The organism is Stenotrophomonas sp. Steno-Z4, assembly GCF_056393145.1.
In genome coordinates this window covers 107,403-123,396 of sequence record NZ_JBWJPC010000003.1, presented here as the reverse complement: position 1 = coordinate 123,396, position 15,994 = coordinate 107,403, and the positions used below count along the sequence as shown (strand labels likewise).

At 66.3% G+C, this 15,994-nt stretch carries 16 protein-coding genes; 6 read left to right on the top strand and 10 right to left on the bottom strand.

Going from position 1 to position 15,994, the window contains the following annotated elements:
* Positions 1-138: 138 nt before the first annotated feature.
* The gene (locus AC06E7_RS09340; RefSeq protein ID WP_068849701.1) at positions 139-630 is read right to left on the bottom strand and encodes a MarR family winged helix-turn-helix transcriptional regulator; all 492 of its coding nucleotides are present in this window, start codon (positions 628-630) and stop codon (positions 139-141) included.
* 47 nt (positions 631-677) lie between these two features.
* On the opposite strand from AC06E7_RS09340, the gene AC06E7_RS09335 reads away from it, so the two are divergent.
* Positions 678-2,162, top strand: coding sequence for an FAD-dependent oxidoreductase (locus tag AC06E7_RS09335; protein ID WP_478064293.1), 1,485 nt, complete (start codon positions 678-680; stop codon positions 2,160-2,162).
* Here the strand turns inward: AC06E7_RS09335 and AC06E7_RS09330 are convergent, their stop codons facing one another.
* From AC06E7_RS09330 to AC06E7_RS09320, 3 genes are all read right to left on the bottom strand, one after another.
* Positions 2,163-2,621: a nuclear transport factor 2 family protein gene (locus tag AC06E7_RS09330; RefSeq protein WP_478064291.1), complete on the bottom strand. Its 459-nt coding sequence runs from the start codon at positions 2,619-2,621 to the stop codon at positions 2,163-2,165. It abuts the gene before it with no gap.
* 32 nt (positions 2,622-2,653) lie between these two features.
* Positions 2,654-3,262, bottom strand: a complete 609-nt coding sequence (locus tag AC06E7_RS09325) for a DUF2306 domain-containing protein (protein WP_478064290.1) — start codon at positions 3,260-3,262, stop codon at positions 2,654-2,656.
* A 78-nt stretch (positions 3,263-3,340) separates the two neighbouring features.
* On the bottom strand, positions 3,341-5,311 hold the full coding sequence (locus tag AC06E7_RS09320; RefSeq protein WP_478064288.1) for a tetratricopeptide repeat protein: 1,971 nt from the start codon (positions 5,309-5,311) through the stop codon (positions 3,341-3,343).
* A gap of 158 nt (positions 5,312-5,469) precedes the next feature.
* Here AC06E7_RS09320 and AC06E7_RS09315 point away from each other — a divergent pair, with 158 nt between their 5' ends.
* Entirely contained in the window at positions 5,470-6,663 is a 1,194-nt protein-coding gene (locus AC06E7_RS09315) for a GAF domain-containing sensor histidine kinase (RefSeq protein ID WP_478064286.1), read from the top strand.
* On the opposite strand, the gene AC06E7_RS09310 is transcribed toward AC06E7_RS09315, so the two are convergent.
* The 4 genes from AC06E7_RS09310 to AC06E7_RS09295 all read right to left on the bottom strand — a co-directional run bounded on the left by AC06E7_RS09310 (position 6,664) and on the right by AC06E7_RS09295 (position 11,584).
* Positions 6,664-7,506: an alpha/beta fold hydrolase gene (locus AC06E7_RS09310; protein ID WP_237334343.1), complete on the bottom strand. Its 843-nt coding sequence runs from the start codon at positions 7,504-7,506 to the stop codon at positions 6,664-6,666. It abuts the gene before it with no gap.
* Between the two features lie 231 nt (positions 7,507-7,737).
* Complete coding sequence (locus tag AC06E7_RS09305) at positions 7,738-10,668, bottom strand: sensor histidine kinase (RefSeq protein WP_478064284.1); 2,931 nt, start codon at positions 10,666-10,668, stop codon at positions 7,738-7,740.
* Positions 10,669-10,707: 39 nt separating this feature from the next.
* Positions 10,708-11,079: a helix-turn-helix domain-containing protein gene (locus AC06E7_RS09300; RefSeq protein WP_478064283.1), complete on the bottom strand. Its 372-nt coding sequence runs from the start codon at positions 11,077-11,079 to the stop codon at positions 10,708-10,710.
* 118 nt (positions 11,080-11,197) lie between these two features.
* Positions 11,198-11,584 (bottom strand): hypothetical protein, encoded by a 387-nt coding sequence (locus AC06E7_RS09295; RefSeq protein ID WP_210131861.1) that lies wholly within the window; start codon positions 11,582-11,584, stop codon positions 11,198-11,200.
* 177 nt (positions 11,585-11,761) lie between these two features.
* On the opposite strand from AC06E7_RS09295, the gene AC06E7_RS09290 reads away from it, so the two are divergent.
* From AC06E7_RS09290 to AC06E7_RS09275, 4 genes are all read left to right on the top strand, one after another.
* Complete coding sequence (locus AC06E7_RS09290) at positions 11,762-12,124, top strand: H-NS family nucleoid-associated regulatory protein (RefSeq protein WP_210131863.1); 363 nt, start codon at positions 11,762-11,764, stop codon at positions 12,122-12,124.
* Positions 12,125-12,144: 20 nt separating this feature from the next.
* Complete coding sequence (locus AC06E7_RS09285) at positions 12,145-12,999, top strand: hypothetical protein (RefSeq protein ID WP_478064280.1); 855 nt, start codon at positions 12,145-12,147, stop codon at positions 12,997-12,999.
* A gap of 17 nt (positions 13,000-13,016) precedes the next feature.
* Entirely contained in the window at positions 13,017-14,246 is a 1,230-nt protein-coding gene (locus AC06E7_RS09280) for an FG-GAP repeat domain-containing protein (RefSeq protein ID WP_478064278.1), read from the top strand.
* Positions 14,247-14,336: 90 nt separating this feature from the next.
* A complete protein-coding gene (locus AC06E7_RS09275) occupies positions 14,337-14,684 on the top strand; it encodes an RcnB family protein (RefSeq protein WP_093533296.1) in 348 nt (115 codons plus the stop codon).
* A 181-nt stretch (positions 14,685-14,865) separates the two neighbouring features.
* On the opposite strand, the gene AC06E7_RS09270 is transcribed toward AC06E7_RS09275, so the two are convergent.
* Both AC06E7_RS09270 and AC06E7_RS09265 read right to left on the bottom strand, forming a co-directional pair.
* A complete protein-coding gene (locus tag AC06E7_RS09270; RefSeq protein ID WP_478064277.1) occupies positions 14,866-15,576 on the bottom strand; it encodes a hypothetical protein in 711 nt (236 codons plus the stop codon).
* Positions 15,576-15,809, bottom strand: a complete 234-nt coding sequence (locus AC06E7_RS09265) for a cyclase (protein WP_068849669.1) — start codon at positions 15,807-15,809, stop codon at positions 15,576-15,578. The genes AC06E7_RS09270 and AC06E7_RS09265 overlap by 1 nt, the downstream gene beginning before the upstream one ends.
* Positions 15,810-15,994 lie beyond the last annotated feature (185 nt).

Sequence of the window (15,994 nt, the reverse complement as noted above, 5' to 3'; positions counted from 1 at the left end):
TCGCGCAGCGATTCAGTGGTGTGCTGCTGCAACGGGCTGAGCAGGTAATCCCGGCACCCCGGGCACGGATTCGAAACGAAGCGGTTGGCCGCTGCCTATCGCCTCGGCCAGTGCGCGTTGGCCAGCGCCTCGGTGGCTCTACTCCGGTGTCCCACGTTCGACCGCTTCCATTGCATCGGCGAATTTCGCCATCAGCCGCACCAGGTCCGATACCTCCTGCGGCTCCCATGATTCGAAGATGACCCTGCCCATCCGCTCGCGCGCGGCGTCCAAGCGGTCAGTCATCTCCTTGCCCTTGGGCGCAATGGTGGCCTCGCGGATCCGGCGGTCCTGCGGATTGCCCTGGCGGGTGATCAGTTCCATGGTTGCCAGCTTGGCGACCTGCCGGCTGATGGTCGTGTAGTCGCGACCCAACCGGTCAGCCAATTCGACCACCCCGATCGGCCCGACCCGCTCGATCACCACCAGCAGCCGAAACAGAGCCTGGTCCAGCTTCACCCCCGCTTCCTGCAGGAGTCGCTCGTCGTTGCGCGGGCGGTTCATCACGCTGACAAGGCTGACCATGGACAGGTGCAGCGACTTCAGCTCGGTCGAAATATGTGTATCTTGCACTCTCTTTTTCGCAGGCATAGCATCCCCTCCAGATACGTGCATATTACACATACCTGGAGAAACCGATGGGTAACACCCCTGATGTTGTGATCTGTGGCGCCGGTGCCGCTGGTTTGACCCTGGCCATCGAACTGGCCCGGCGTGGCGTGTCCTTCAGGCTGCTGGAGCAGCGCGACCAGCCGTTCCATGGCTCGCGCGGCAAGGGCATCCAGCCCCGCAGCCAGGAGGTGTTCGAGGACATGGGGATCCTCAACCGGTTGTTCGCTACCGGCGGGCCGTACCCCCTTTCGCGTACCCACAATGCCGATGGCAGCAGCACCGACAGCGCGGTGCTGGAAGCTGCGCTGGCTACCCCCGCCGAGCCTTATCGCCAGCCGCTCATGGTGCCGCAGTTCCTCACCGAAGCCGTCATGCGCGAGCGCTTGGCCGAACTGGGCCATGCCGTGCAATTCAGCCACACGTTGCTCGGCGTCGATCAGGATGGCGAAGGTGTCCACGTCCGCATCGCCACGCCCAGCGGCGAGCAGACGATCAGAACCCGTTACCTGATCGGCGCCGACGGCGGCCGCAGCTTCGTGCGCCAGTCTTTGGCGATTCCTTTCCCGGGCCGGACCCTGGGCGTTCGCGCCGTCGTCGCCGATATCGTGCTGCAGGGCCTGCCACGCGATGCGTGGCACAACTTCAACGAGGGCGACATGGCACGCCGCATCTCGCTGTGCCCGCTCATGGGCACGGACCTGTTCCAGTTGCAGGCACCGGTGCCGCTGGAGGGCGAGGTGGACCTGTCCGTCGAGGGCTTGGCCGCGATGGTGCACGAGCGGACAGGGCGCGATGACATCACGGTCGAAGGCGTCTCGTGGGCTTCCGCGTACCAGATGAACGCACGCCTGGCAGATCGGTATCGCGTGGGCCGGGTGTTCCTGGTGGGCGATGCGGCGCATACCCATCCCCCTACCGGCGGCCAGGGACTGAACACCAGCGCGCAGGATGCATACAACCTGGGCTGGAAGCTGGCGTCCGTATTGGAAGGCGCGCCAGAGGTACTGCTCGATACTTACGAAGAAGAACGCAGGCCCGTTGCGGCGGCAATGCTCGGTCTTGCTACCAGGCTTCTCGAGCACGCCCAGCGCGGCGACAACCGGCGTGGTCGTGAGGTGCAGCAGCTCGACCTGGGGTATCGGGCGTCTTCGCTTACGCTGCCGGCCGAATCGCGCGAGGGGCGCATCGAGCCCGGCGACCGCGCGCCTGATGCACCGCTGCAGGGCGCGGGCGGGCAACCCATCCGATTGTTCGAGGTACTCCGTGGCACCCACTGGACGCTGCTGGGCTACGCGGCCGACCGATCCGCTGCGCCGCCGCGCGCGGGCCTGCACGTACACCTCATTGGGGCGAAGGGTGACCTGCGAGACGGCGCTGGGCATTTCCAACGCGCGTACGGACTGGGGCCGGGCGAGTGGGTGCTGGTGCGCCCCGACGGCTATGTTGCCGCTGTTGCGGACGGCGGGCGACTCGCCGATCTGCTGTCACACCATGCGGCGTGTTCGCCCTGATCATCTGGCCGCCGGTGCCGTGGAGGCCGCTCTGGGCTTGGAGTACCAGAGCGCGTTCACGATGATCCAGCGCTCTCCGAAACGGCCCATGTGGAAGTAGTCCACGAACCAGGGCGTCTCCAGCCGCACCGAGGCCGCGTTGCCGGTAACGTCCAGCACGCGGCAGGTACGGTCCCACTCCGCCTTGGGCGTCTTCAGCGCGCCCTGGCGGGTCAGGCCCACCAGCTCTTCCTTGCTCATGCGGCGCAGGCCAAGCCGCTCGTCCGGGGTTTCGCCCAGCACCATCCGCTTGGCCAGGTCTGGATGCAATGACCGCGCTACCCGCTGGGGATCGGCTTCCAGCTGGCCATCCACATAGTCAAAGCAGGTCGCCTCGATAGCGGCTACGGTGGCGGCATCAGGTGCCGCCGGGGAATTCGCGGAGGCTGCAGCGGCAAACAGCAGGGCAAGTGCAGACATGAATTACCTCAGGAGGGTTATGTAATCGCGCTTCAGCGGATCGCGTTACAAGAAGGTGGAGTGGAAGCACGGGCCCTCCGGCGGAATGCTTCCACCATGGCCAGCGGTAATATCCAGCTTGCCCACAGCAGGCACGAGATGAGCGCTCCGCCCGGTGCCAGGCCTGAGGCAATGGCCACCGGCAACATCAAACGGAACAGGACGGGCGCCAGGGTCACCGCGTAGTTGCGGATCATCCACGTCCTGTGGCGCTCCACACGACTGCGGCGGATTGCACTCATGGCCAACAGCGCCGTGGTCAACCATGCCAGCGCGGTACCCGCGAAACCAAGCTTGATGGAAAGCGGTGCGGGAGTGGTGGCGATCAATCCGGCCGCCGCCGCGCTGGCCGTGAGGACTCCACCGAAGTAGAGATACCCAACCCGCCGATGCAGTGCAGGACGTTCCCACCACCAGCGTGCCAACAGCTGGACCGGCCCGGCCACGATGGCCACCACGCCGCCAGCCAGGTGCAGCCACAGCCAGCCATGGCGATCCACGAAGCGCCCGTACGCGGGGCTATCCAGAAGCCCGTACTTTGCATACGCCGCCATCAGGAATTCGGCCGATACCACCACGATGATCAGCCAGGTGACGAACACGAATGCGGCTCTCAACACTGTGTCCCGGCGCGATGGCATCAGCGTCTCTTCCGGTTGAGCTACTGTCGAGCCGCCAATCTAGCCAACTCCGACAACCCGTTCAATCCATGCAAGGCGATGGGCATCGGCGGTGTCCCTTCGCACCGCTGCCAGCTCGTCGGCCCGGCCAAAGGCATGCAGCAGCAGCGGTCCAAGGTCGACCAGGGGCGATTTAGCTTGCCCCATCTCGTGCAGCAGGGCGAACGAACGCCCCTCGAACTCGCCGAGCAGCTCGGAGCCGTAGCGCGCCGCGTGGCTGATACCCGACAGGTACAGGGCCTTGAACACTTCCTGCTCCGGCCACTGCAGTGCCATCCGAAGCGGCCATTCGATCAGGTTACGCTCGCCCCACAGATCCTGCTTCCGCGTGACCTCGTTGGCGACCAGGGACAGCGTCAGTGACTGCGCCAGCGCGCCCAGATACGGCTGCATCTGTTCCGCCGTGGGCCGCGTGTAGATCGCATCGTGCGGCGCGCTCTGTACGCCGCCCAGGCGTGCAAGCACCCTGCCTTCCAGCTCCAGTATCGCGGCCTCCAACCCTGCCCTGTCCGACGACACCGCTTCGCGCCCGATCAATGCCACGCGGGCGGTATCCCAGATGCCAAGATCTACCGTCCAGAGGTTCCCTGCCTCACCAATGGAACCGAGTACCAGCAGATCCGTACTGGACGCGAACCCCGCCGCGGTTTCGCGTTCGCCGGCCTCGTCCTGCGCACCGAACAGCACCGGCCCGCCACCCCTGACCACTGCGGCCAGGCAGTGGGCGTGCAGGGATGTCCACTCGTAGGCGCTTTCCGCCAGGTACAGCGGAATGGCGCGACTCAGGCGCCCCAGTTCATCTTCCCGTTGTTGTTCCGCGCGCTCTTCGCCGCTCATGACCTTGCCCAGCATCAGGAACGTCACCTTGCGCGCACTGTCGGGCTTGTTCGCAAACAGCCACTGCGGCTCGCGCAGGCCGTAACGCCAGATCGGAAGTTCGAACGGCATGGTCGCGATCTGCAGTTCTTCAGTGTCGATCGGCCGCGATGATGCACCCGCTTCCCGGCGCGCCTCGTACTGGCTGGCCATTGCATCCAGATGCTGCTTGAACGGCGGAATGTTGAGCGCGTACAGGCGATGCAGCAGCGCCTCGCCCTCGTCCAGGCGATCAAGATGGAGATAGGCCTGGACCAGGTTCATCCCGACCTGCGGCCCATGCGTTTCCGGGTCGTAGGACGGACCGATGAGGTCCACCAGTTCGACGATCCTGCCGGCATTGCCGAGGTCGCCTGAAATGACCAACAACACATCTGTGCTGTGCGCTGCCTGGGCGAGAACGCTGCGGAACTGGTCCAGCGCTGCCGGGACATCCTTCTTCGCAAGGCTTTCCCGCCCCAGATAGAGGCTGGCGCGCCAGCTACCCGGCAGGGCCGCCGCCTGTTCCAGTGCTGCCCGGTGGGCGGGCTCACCGCCGCGCTCGCGCTGCCGTGCAAGCCACCAGCCCAGGCCGTTGTCCTGGTTGGGGTCCAGTTGCAGCGCCTTCCACAACGTTGCATCGGCCTGATGCTCTTCGCCACGGCCTGCCTGCACCTTCGCGAGATTGGTAAGGAGCGTTGCGGTCTCGCCGATCCTGCCGATTGCATCGCGCAGCACCTGCCCGGCCTGATCGAAGCGTTCCTGCTGCATCAGCACGATCGCGCGGATGACGTGTGCCCGTTCCACGATGGGGTCGATCTCCAGCATCCGCTGGGACGCAGGATCAACCTCGGCGGCGAACTCGTCGTCCAGCGCATTGAGGATGAGTTGGTAAAGCTCGTTGGGCTGGTCCCACATCGCCTTGATCTGGGGCAACAGCATGTTGTCGCGCCAGTCGGCCCGGGTGACCTGCAGTTCCCGGCCGTGGGCGTCGTACACGGTGATGATCTGGGCTTGGGCTGCCTCCGCCGGAGGCGCTGCAGGCTGGGACACGGCTACCGGTGGTTTGGCGCTGGCGGGCTTGCCGGTCAGGCTCTGCATCAAACGCTTGAACATCGTTCCTCCATGGGCTGGGCGCAGGCCATTCTGCACCAATCCTGCGGCGACTGAACCGTTAAGCATCTCCCCTGGTCGCGCGGTGTGCGGCTCTGGATGGATCCCAACACGGCACGATTCGTGTGACCATTACTGGCCTGAAGACCTGCTTGAACCCCATGCGCCAACTGTCCGATCCCGCCCTGCTCCGCGATATCGCCGAGATCGGCCGCATTGCGGCCGTGCCGCGCATCCTCGAGACGGTGGCCCACATCACCGGCTGCCGGTTCACGGCCATTGCCCGGGTGACCGATACCACCTGGACGGCGTGCGCCACCCACGACACCCTGGGCTTCGGCCTGGTGGCGGGCGGCCAGCTGGTGCTGGAGACCACCATCTGCGATGAGATCCGGCAGTCGCCCAAGCCGGTGGTGTTCGCCCATGCGAGCCTGCACCCGGTCTACTCCACCCACCACACCCCGCGCATCTATGGGCTGGAGAGCTACGCCTCGGTACCGATCCATCGTCCGGATGGCAGCTTCTTCGGCACCCTGTGTGCGATCGATTCGGCGCCTGCCACGTTCGATGAGCTGCATATCCAGCGCTCGATGGAACTGTTGGCCGAGCTGGTCGGCAATTACCTCGATACCGAAGAACGCCTTGAACAGGCGGCAGTGGCGCTGTCCGATGCGCAGCAGGTGGCTGAGCTGCGCGACCAGTTCATCGCAGTGCTGGGCCACGATCTTCGCAATCCGCTGCAGTCGATCAGCTTCGTGACCGAAGCACTCGAAGCTGCGCCGCATACGGATTACCAGCAGCGCATGTTCGACCACATCACCTCCAGCGTGAATCGCATGGAGGGGCTGGTGAGCGATGTGCTCGACTTCGCGCGTGGCCGGCTGGGTGGCGGCATTCCCGTCGCATTGCGCAGCGCCGACGGCTTGGCGGCCGATCTGCAGCACGTGGTGGACGAGGTGGCGAACGCTACCGGGCGCTCGGATATCGCAGTGCGGATGGAGATCGATGGCGCGGTGGTGTGTGATCCGAACCGGCTGGGCCAATTGCTGGCCAACCTGCTGACCAATGCCGTGCAGCATGGCGATGCCGCTGCGCCGATCGCACTGGAGGTACAGGCCGTTTCAAGCGGACTGGTACTGACCGTGCGCAACAGCGGGCATATTCCCGCCGAGCGACTGGCGACCATTTTCAGGCCGTTCTCGCGCGAGCAGGCGGAGCTGCCGCGGCCTGGCCTGGGGCTGGGGCTCTACATCGCCGCGGAGATTGCGCGGTCGCATGGGGGCACGCTGGCGGTGGCCTCGGACGAGGCCACCGGTACAGCGTTTACGTTCCGGATGCCGGGTGGCAGCGCCTGATCAGGACTTGATAAAGGCCAGCAGGTCCGGATTGATCACGTCGGCGTGCGTGGTCAGCATGCCGTGCGGGTAGCCCTTGTAGACCTTCAGGGTGCCGTTCTTCACCAGCTTCACCGACAGCAGCGCTGCGTCCGCGATCGGCACCACCTGGTCGTCGTCGCCGTGCATGACCAGCGTGGGCACGGTGATCGCCTTCAGGTCTTCGGTCTGGTCGGTTTCGGAGAAGGCCTTGATGCCTTCGTAGTGGGCCTTGGCGCTGCCCATCATGCCCTGGCGCCACCAGTTCTGGATCACGCCCTGCGAGATGGTCGCACCGGGGCGGTTGAAGCCATAGAACGGGCCGGTCGGGAAGTCCACGAACAGCTGCGCACGGTTGGCCGCGACACCGGCACGGATGCCGTCGAACACTTCGATCGGCAGGCCACCGGGGTTGGCCGCCGTCTTCAGCATCAGCGGCGGCACGGCGCTGACCAGCACCGCCTTGGCAACGCGCCCCTGCGGCTGGCCATGCCTGGCCACGTAGCGCGCCACTTCGCCACCCCCGGTGGAATGGCCGATATGCACGGCATTGCGCAGGTCCAGGTGCTCGAACACAGCGGAGGCATCGGCTGCGTAGTGGTCCATGTCATGCCCGTCGCTGACCTGTGCCGAGCGGCCGTGGCCACGGCGGTCATGGGCGATCACGCGGTAGCCCTTCTGCAGGAAATACAGCATCTGGGTGTCCCAGTCGTCCGACGACAGCGGCCAACCGTGGTGGAAGACGATGGGCTGCGCATCGCGCGGGCCCCAGTCCTTGTAGAAGATGCGGACGCCGTCTTTGGTGGTGACGAAATTCTCGGACATGAAAGTGTTCTCCGGAGCGGGGGAAGGGGTGCGCGCCATCGCAAAACCCGGCAGCGCCATGACGGCCAGCGCCGAGGCACCGGCCTGGAGTGCCTGGCGGCGGGTGAGCATCAGCGTTTCCAACACGTTGGGGGGCATCGGTGAATCCTGCGCAGGGGCGGCACCTCACATGGAGCCAGATACCGGCAGGTTCACGCTTGTACGCCGTTGCTCTTCATGCCGATGCCGGGACTACCGGCGCCGGGGTTCCCACGCGAAGGACGCCGGTATCTGCAGGTCGATCTCCGTTCCGCGCCCGGAGCGTCCGCTCAGGATCGTCAAGGTGCCACCGGCGCGCGCAGCGCGCTCGCGCATGCCTTCCAGGCCCCAGTGCCCGGCGACCGCCTCGGCCCCGTGGGGCATTCCAATCCCATCGTCGCTGATGCGCAGGTGGAAACCCTGGCGCCCATAGCTGACCAGGATCTGCACCTGCGCGGCGCGCGAATGACGGAATGCATTGAGCAGGGCTTCGCGGCCGATCATGTACGCCTCTTCGGCCGCGCAGGTCTGCATGGCGCGCGGCGTGCCTTCCACCACCAGGCGAACGGCCGGGGTCTCAAGGCCATGCGCCTCCTCCGCCACGCCCATCAGCGCAGCGCCAAGATCGCGCGCACGTTCCACATCGCCACGCAGGCCGCGCACGCGCTCACGGCCATCGGCCGCCACCTGCTCGGCCATGGTCATCGCCGCTTCCAGCTCGGCGCGGACCGGATCGGTGGGCGGCAGCTTGCGGCTGGATGCATGCAACCGCAGGATCAGTCCCTGCGTGCTCTGCAGCAGGGTGTCGTGCAGCTCGCGTGCGATCCGCTCGCGCTCGCGGTGACGCTCATCCAGGCGTGTACGGATGCGTGCCGCCAGCTGCCGCAGCCGGCCCAGGTACAGCAGCCACAGCAGGGCCGCACCCGCGATCACGCACAGCACGCGGAACCAGGCGGTTTCCCAGTAATGCGGTGCGACGTTGACCACCAGGTGGGCGCCCTGCTCGTTCCAGACCCCATCGTTGTTGCTGGCCGCTACCCGGAACACATAGTGCCCCGAGTCGGGCGCGTTGTAGAACGCCGAGCGCGCGGTCGAGGGCTCGAACCATTGCGGATCGAAGCCCTCCAGCTGATAACGGAAGCGGACCCGCTCGGGAATTGAAAGACTCAGTGCGGTGAAGCGGATGCGCAGGTTTTTCGTTCCTGCCGGCAGCTCGACGGCGCCTGCATTGATCGGCACGTCGGCCCCATCCACGGCCACCGACAGGATCTCCACCGGCGGTGCTACGGGGTTGCGCACGATCTGCGCCGGATCCATCGACACCAGGCCACTGGTCGTGGAAAACCACAGCCGCCCGTCCTGGGTCCGCGCAGCGGTGGGCAGTGGCCTGAACTGGGCGGCGATGCCGGGCAACGCATCCAGCGCATCGAAGCGCTCGTAACGCGGGGTGCCCTGCGCGTTGAACAGCCCGGCAATGTCGCCGGTGCGCACGTGCACCACGCCACGTGCACCGTTGAACCACAGGCCGCCTGCAGCATCGGCCACGATGCCGCTGATGCCACGCAGGTCTTCGCGCACCGCCGGCAGCACATTGTGCAACCGGCCTTCGGCCACCCGCGCCAAGCCGCGCTCGCCGCCCATCCACATGCCCTGCGCGTCCTCGAACAACGCCGTGACGTTGCCCACGTCCAGCGGTTCGCCCGTCCATGGCGTGGAGAACACTCCGTGGTCGAGCACCGCCACCGCGTTGCGGGCAAAGCCCAGCCACAGCCGCCCGCTGGCATCGGTCTGCATCACCAACGGCGAACCGCCCGTGGGCAATCCGGGCCTGTCCTGGAAGTGTGCCCACTGCCCGTCCTTGAACCGGTACACACCCGGCGTGTTCAAGGACACCCACAGCGCGCCGTCCGGGCTGGTCGCGATGGCCTGCACACCCGAGCGCGTCGCCACCGGCAGTCCGGATACCTTCGAGAACCGCGCGCCGTCACGGCGCCACACCCCGTCCGGCCCGGCCAACCACGTGGTGCCGGCGGCATCGCGGTGCATGGCGGTGATTCCCGCCGGCAGCGCCAGCGTCTGGCGTGTGGCCATGTCCACGCGCTGCAACGGGTGGTTGCGGGTGCCCACCAGCAGCGCGTTGCCGTCCGCGGCCATGGCGAACTCCTGCGCACCTTCCGGCATCTTCACCTGCACCAGGTTGGCATGGCGGAAGCGATCCAGCCCGCGACTGCCGCCCACCCACACATTGCCCTCGCGATCCTCCAGCAACGGCTGCGCGTAATCGGAGCTGAGCCCGTCCACCCGGCGGAAGCGTTCCACCTCGGCCTGGTTGCGTTGCGGTGAGCGGCGAACCAGCCCGGTCCCCAGCGTGGTCGCCCAGAGCACACCGTCGCGGTCGAACAGCAGCCCGGCCGATTCCACGGCATCGCCCTGGCCGGACAGCGGGCGCACACCGCCGTCCGCTTCGGCCACCCAGATGGCTCCGTCCGGCGCCTGGGCGATCTGGCTTACCCGGCCCACGCGCGCCGGGACCCGTTCGAATGCGTTTGCCCCGCGCCTCAACACCACCATGCCGGCCTCGGTGGCGATCCACAGCGTGCCCTCGCGATCGGTGAACAACGTCCGCGCCTGTCGTCCCGGGTAGCCCATCGCCTGCGTGGGCCGCACCCAGCGCTGGCCCTGCAGGAAGAGCGGGCCGGTAAAGGTGGCGGCCCACAAGCGGCCCCCGCCGTCTTCGGCGAAACGGAATACGGTGCTGGTCGGCAGTCCCGCCGCCGAACCGTAGGGGCGCACGCCCGTGCGCTCGACCCGGCTCACCCCGCCATAGCGGAAGCCCACCCACAACCCGCCATCGTGGGCGGTGTACAGGGTCGACACACTGGTCGCAGGAAAGGCGTCATCACCGGGCGGCACGAAGCGCGTGAAGCGCACGCCATCGAAGCGGTACAGGCCAATCTCCGTTCCCAGCCAGAGATAGCCGTCCGCCGTCTGCGCCAGCGCGGTCACCTGCCCCGGTGCGCCCTGGTTGACCGTCCACGCGGTGTGGTGGAACTGCCCCACCGCCCGCGCCGGGTCCAACGCCGCAGCATGGCCGCCCAGCAGCAGCAGGCACGCGCAGGCGATGGCCCGGAATGTGATCGTCATGGTCAGCCCCTGCGCGTAGGGGCCATCATACAAAAACAACTACCGGCAAGGCGCACCGTCGCACGGCTGGCACCCCGACGGGACGGCAGCGCGCACGTAGGCCGTGGGCGTGCAGCCCAGGCTGCGGCGGAACCAGCGCACGAAGTGGCTCTGGTCGTAGAAACCCAGCGCACTGGCAACCTCGCAGACGCGCTGCCCCTCGGTGCGCAGCAGGTGCCGGGCGCGCTCGATGCGCCGCATGCGCAGGTATTCCATCGGGCTCAGCCCGGTCTGCTCGCGGAACGTACGGGCAAAGTGGAAACGGCTCATGCACGCCGCCCCGGCAATGGCGCTCAGCTGCAGGGGTTCGGACAGGTTGGCCTCGATGTAGTCGACCGCCCGCCCCACCGCGCGCGAAGGTGCGCCCGGCACGGGCTCCACGGCAGATGCCGGATGGTTGGCATGCATTGGCTCGGACCTCGCGAAATCCACCCGTGCATGCTGTGCCTGCAGCGCGCCCTGCCCAAGCCCCGATTGGCTGGGCGCACGACTACTCTTTCGGGTGAGTGCCCGTGTGGTCGTCGCTGCCGCGCCGCGACGCCGGCCGCTCCAGCACCCGGCGACCGAACAGCACCGCATCCACCGAATACGCGCCCGGACCCAGCAACAGCAGCGCCAGCAGCAGTCCGGCCAACGGCCAGCCGTCCAGCGCGGCATCCACCCCGGCCAGGACCAGCGCCACTCCTATCCCCAACGGAAGCAGTCCGCCGAACGCGATCAGGGCGGCGGCGAGCCACGCCCACGCGATCAGGTCGGGAGGTGGCAGCGCCCCGCGCAGGCCCCACGGTCCTACCAGCATCAACGACAGCACCAGGCGAAACAACAGCAGGCCCACGCCGGGCATGCGGTCGGGAAAGGTTGCGTACAACAGCTGCACCGGGGCGCCTCCAGCGTCGATCTGGCTGCCCCCATTGGGGACCCATCGGCGCCGGCGCGCATGCCTCGAAAGAGTAATACGCCCCTCCCCCGCGGGTTGTCTGACGCAGATTCCGGGGAATGATCACACGGTCATTTGTTATCGTGACCGCCTTCAGCCCATCTTTCCTGGACTCTCATGCCCCGCAAGCCATCCGCATCCCTCTCCCCGCAGGCCCTGCTGCGGGCAGCTACCAAGGAGGCGTATGAGCGCGTCACCCTGCTGCTGACCACCAGCTTCGACGATTTCAGCCCGGAACAGCAGCGCCGGCTGCGCGCCCTGCTGGGCAGCGAGGGTGCGGCCAGCCCGGCCAAGCGGGCCAAACCCGCCAAGGCGGAACGCAAGGAACTGCCGCCGCGTTACTGGCTGCCGCATACCCAGGAAACCTGGTCCGGTCGTGGGCGCGTGCCGAACACCTTTCTCGCCTGGGAGGGCACCGTGGCCCATACCGAGTGGAAGAAGCACCACCCCGATGAGCGCTTTCCGGCCTATCCGGGCTGAACGCGAAGATGAGCGGTGACATGAAGATGCGCAGGGCCGTGGGAACGCACGGCACCCTGCATCGCATCGAGGGCCTGCAGAAGCGCCACGATACGCAGCAGTCCCTGCCCACCCTGCTTTGCGACAGCGAAGGGTGCGGCGCCCCGGTCAGGTTCGTGGCTGAAGACCCTTCCCATATCGCCCTGGCCAAGGGCGCCGAGCACCAGCCGGGCTGCCGGTACATCGCCCCCGGCCGCTTGCAGGCCATTGTGGCCGCCGGTTCGGATCCTGAGTTCCTGCCTGCGCTGGACGATGGCCGGCACGAGCTGCGCCTGCTGTTGCTGCAGCAGGCGCTGAAACGTGGCGGGATCGAGCAGCAGACCCTAGATGGCTACCTAGGCACCCTCGCCGACCTGCTGGTGCTGCGCGCGATGTGTGAGAGCGATGACCTCGTGGCCTCGCAGATCACCCTGCGCCTGGGCAAGAAACGCGTGGACTGGGAAAATTTCTTCTACGACCAGGAACGCTACGACCAGGCATGGGAGCGTATTGGCACCGGAACTACCGACCTGCCCATGGCGCTGGTCGGCACGGTCAGGTCGCACCGCTCGCCGCAGCCGGGTTCGCTGTTCCTCAACTGCACGCCGAAGTACCAGCACACCGGCGTGGCCGATCGCCGTGATTTCTACGAAGTCAGCGTCGGGCATGCCGACGCCGCCTGGCTGAAATCCTTCCCGGTGGGCGCGGAGATCGTGATGTTCGGGCTGTGGCGCCAGGGCCGAAGCAGCACATCTTCCCGGCCACACCCCACCGACCCGCGCCGGACCATCACCAACGTCACCCACAAGCTTGCACTATGGCCAGGCTTCAAGCGGCAACTCGCCCTGGTTGAATGAACTGGAGAACGAACAGCATGCGCCGACCCACCCCGTCATCCCTGCTGTTCACGGCCCTGTCCTGCGCCTCGATCACCGCCTGTGCGGCGCCAACGCCACCGGCCACCACGCTGTTCACCGACGTCACCGCCACCCATGTGCCGGCCGATGCCGAGCTGCACGCGCTGGATGCGGCGCTGCTGGATGCCGACGGTGACGGCGACCTGGATGTCGCGGTGGCGGTGGAGAACGGCGCCAACCGACTGTACCTCAACGATGGCACCGGCAAGCTCAGCCATACGCCCGGTGCGTTCGGATCCATCGCGGGCGACAACGAGCATGTGCGCGTGGCCGACTTCAATGGCGACGGCCACCTGGATGTGGTGTTCGTTGCCGAAGACACCGAGCAGCACAACCTGTTCCTGGGCGACGGCAAGGGTGGCTTTACCCGCGCGAGCGAGCGCCTGCCCGCCACCAGCCAGGCCAACGCGGTGGCGGTCGGCGATGTGAATGGCGACGGCCTGCCCGACATCGTGGTGGGCAACACCACCGAGGGAAAGGAGGGCGTGGCGCGGCCCTTCCTGTGGCTCAATGACCGTGCACGCCCCGGGTGGTTCATCGATGCCAGCATCTCCCACCTGCCCGCCATCGACGTGCAGGCACAGGGCATCGTGCTGGCCGATCTGGATGGCGATGGCGACCTGGACATGGCCATTGCCAGCCAGGATCCGATCAACCGGCTGCTGTTGAACGATGGCGGCGGACGCTTCACCGATGCCACCGAGCGGCTGGGCGAGCAGATACCTACGGAGACCCGCGAAGTACATGCCTTGGATGCCAACGGCGATGGCCGGCTGGACCTGGTGTTCTTCAACCTCACCAGCAACAACCGGGACTGGGACAAGGACCCGCAGACGCGGTTGCTGATCAACCAGGGCAACGCACGGTTCAAGGATGAAACCCGTACCCGCCTGCCCACCCACCGCTTCTCAAGCTGGGGCGTTAGCGTGGTGGACTTCAACGAGGATGGTCATCCTGATCTGGTGGTCAGCGCCATCGACGTGCCCGGCTTCGTGCCCCTCCAGGTGCGCGCTTGGCAGAACGATGGGAAGGGCAACTTCAGCGACGTCACCGCTTCGGTGATTCCAGCCGCCACCGTGGGCCGCAGCTGGAGCATGGCCCGTGGCGACCTCGATGGCGATGGCAAGCAGGACCTGTTCATCGGTGGCTGGCAGTCGCAGGCGCGGCTGCTGCTCAGCCGCCCATAAGCCCCCCACATTCCCACGGCTTTCTTCACAGAACCTGCTCTATATTCCGGACCACGCCGCCGCTCGCTGCGGCTGGAACGGGAGATTGATATGAAAGCCGCACGTCTGATTGGCATTGCCGCACTTACCGTTGCCGCCTTGGCCGCAGCCCCTGCCTGGGCCGATCCGCCCCACCATGCACGCGGCAACGGCCCGCCCCCGCATGCCGGCGGCCCGGACAAGCGCCACGCACCGCCGCCGGGATGGCAGAAGAAGGCCTGGCACCGCGGCGACCGGCTCAGCTGGTCGGAGGTGGACCGCCGTTACTGGGTTGACGACTACTCGCGTTACGATCTGCGCGAACCGGGCCGCGGCCATCGCTGGGTGCGGCAGTCCGACACCGAGTACCTGCTCGTTGAGATCGCCACCGGCGTGATCATCGACGCCCTGCGCCGCTGACGCGGCGCCCGTCCTACAGGTTGCCGCCCACGCGCGGCACCTTCAGGACATCTTGAAACACGGCATTCGCGGCTGCAGCCGGCAGGCCAAGAAGTAGCGAAAGAAGCAACGCCCCCATTCGACCCAGGAAGGCCGGCATTCCAGTATTCGGTTTCACGCTGCGGCTCACTCCGTGGGTCGATCAATGCGGAATATCAATCAGATTTCTCGGCGGGGACCTACCCAACAGAATCTTGATCTCAATGCCAGCCACTGCTTCAAGTTCAGCTTTCGCGGTCAGGTAGCGCTGCTCGTCTGTTCCACTCACCATGACTTCGATCAAGCCAAGTTCCGGACGACCACTCAGGCCGGTCACATCCGGAAAAAACTCCAGAGCCCTGGCGCTTGCCTTGCTCATGATGTCGCTGAATTCCTGCGCCGTGTAGGGGTAGCCTTGCTCGAACTCAACCCTCACATCGGTCCCGCGTACTCTGATGAGCTGGACAGGCTCCGTTGCAGGCCCCTTCAAACCTACCACCAGGTGCTGGTAGGGCGTTGACTCGATCGAAATGAAGGCCATCCTCTCTCGGTATCGCTCCCGTAGGTCCTGGACATGTGGCATAAGCTCTGACTCGATCAGCAGCCGCTCCCTGGCAACTTCAAGGGAAACGCCGTTGGCCTCCATGTAAGCGCTTGCCTCAACGTCGGGCACATCGTTACCCAGCACCGGAGCACTGCGCGGCATCCCACCCGGCGCTCTGTAGGGTTCAGCGCTGCTACGTGCATTGGCCGCTGGGGCCGGATTGCCCTCTTCAACCCGCTGGTCCTGCTTGCCACCACAGGCCGAACCCAGCGCAATCGCCACGAGAACGAAGGCCCGCTGCACGTTGGGTCCGATGCCGTGCCAGGCCATCATTCCGCTCCGTCAAGCGCATCCAGCGGGCGCTTATGCGGCTCTTCGATGATCCGCTTGTTGAGAATGCGCACCGTACCCACCATCAGCAGCCGCATGTCGCGAACGATGTAGTCAGCAAGCGCGTCATCACTGATGTCGTCGCCTTCGATATCCAGCCGGAACTCCTGGCCCTGGATACCACCACCATTGCTGAACTCGATTTCGAAATCAAAGCAGACACGCTTTTCCATTCAAGCCTTCCGATCCATGCGGCCGAGGTCTGCCGGATTCTCGCACGACACCCCGGCCAGGGCGACCGTCGAATTGCCCTCCGCTACGTACTTCTACTGGTCCCGCCCGCACTCGCACGCAGGTCACTTCGACTTCACCACTGCGCAACGACCCCGGCGGTAGGTTTCCTGCGCCTACTGAGCAA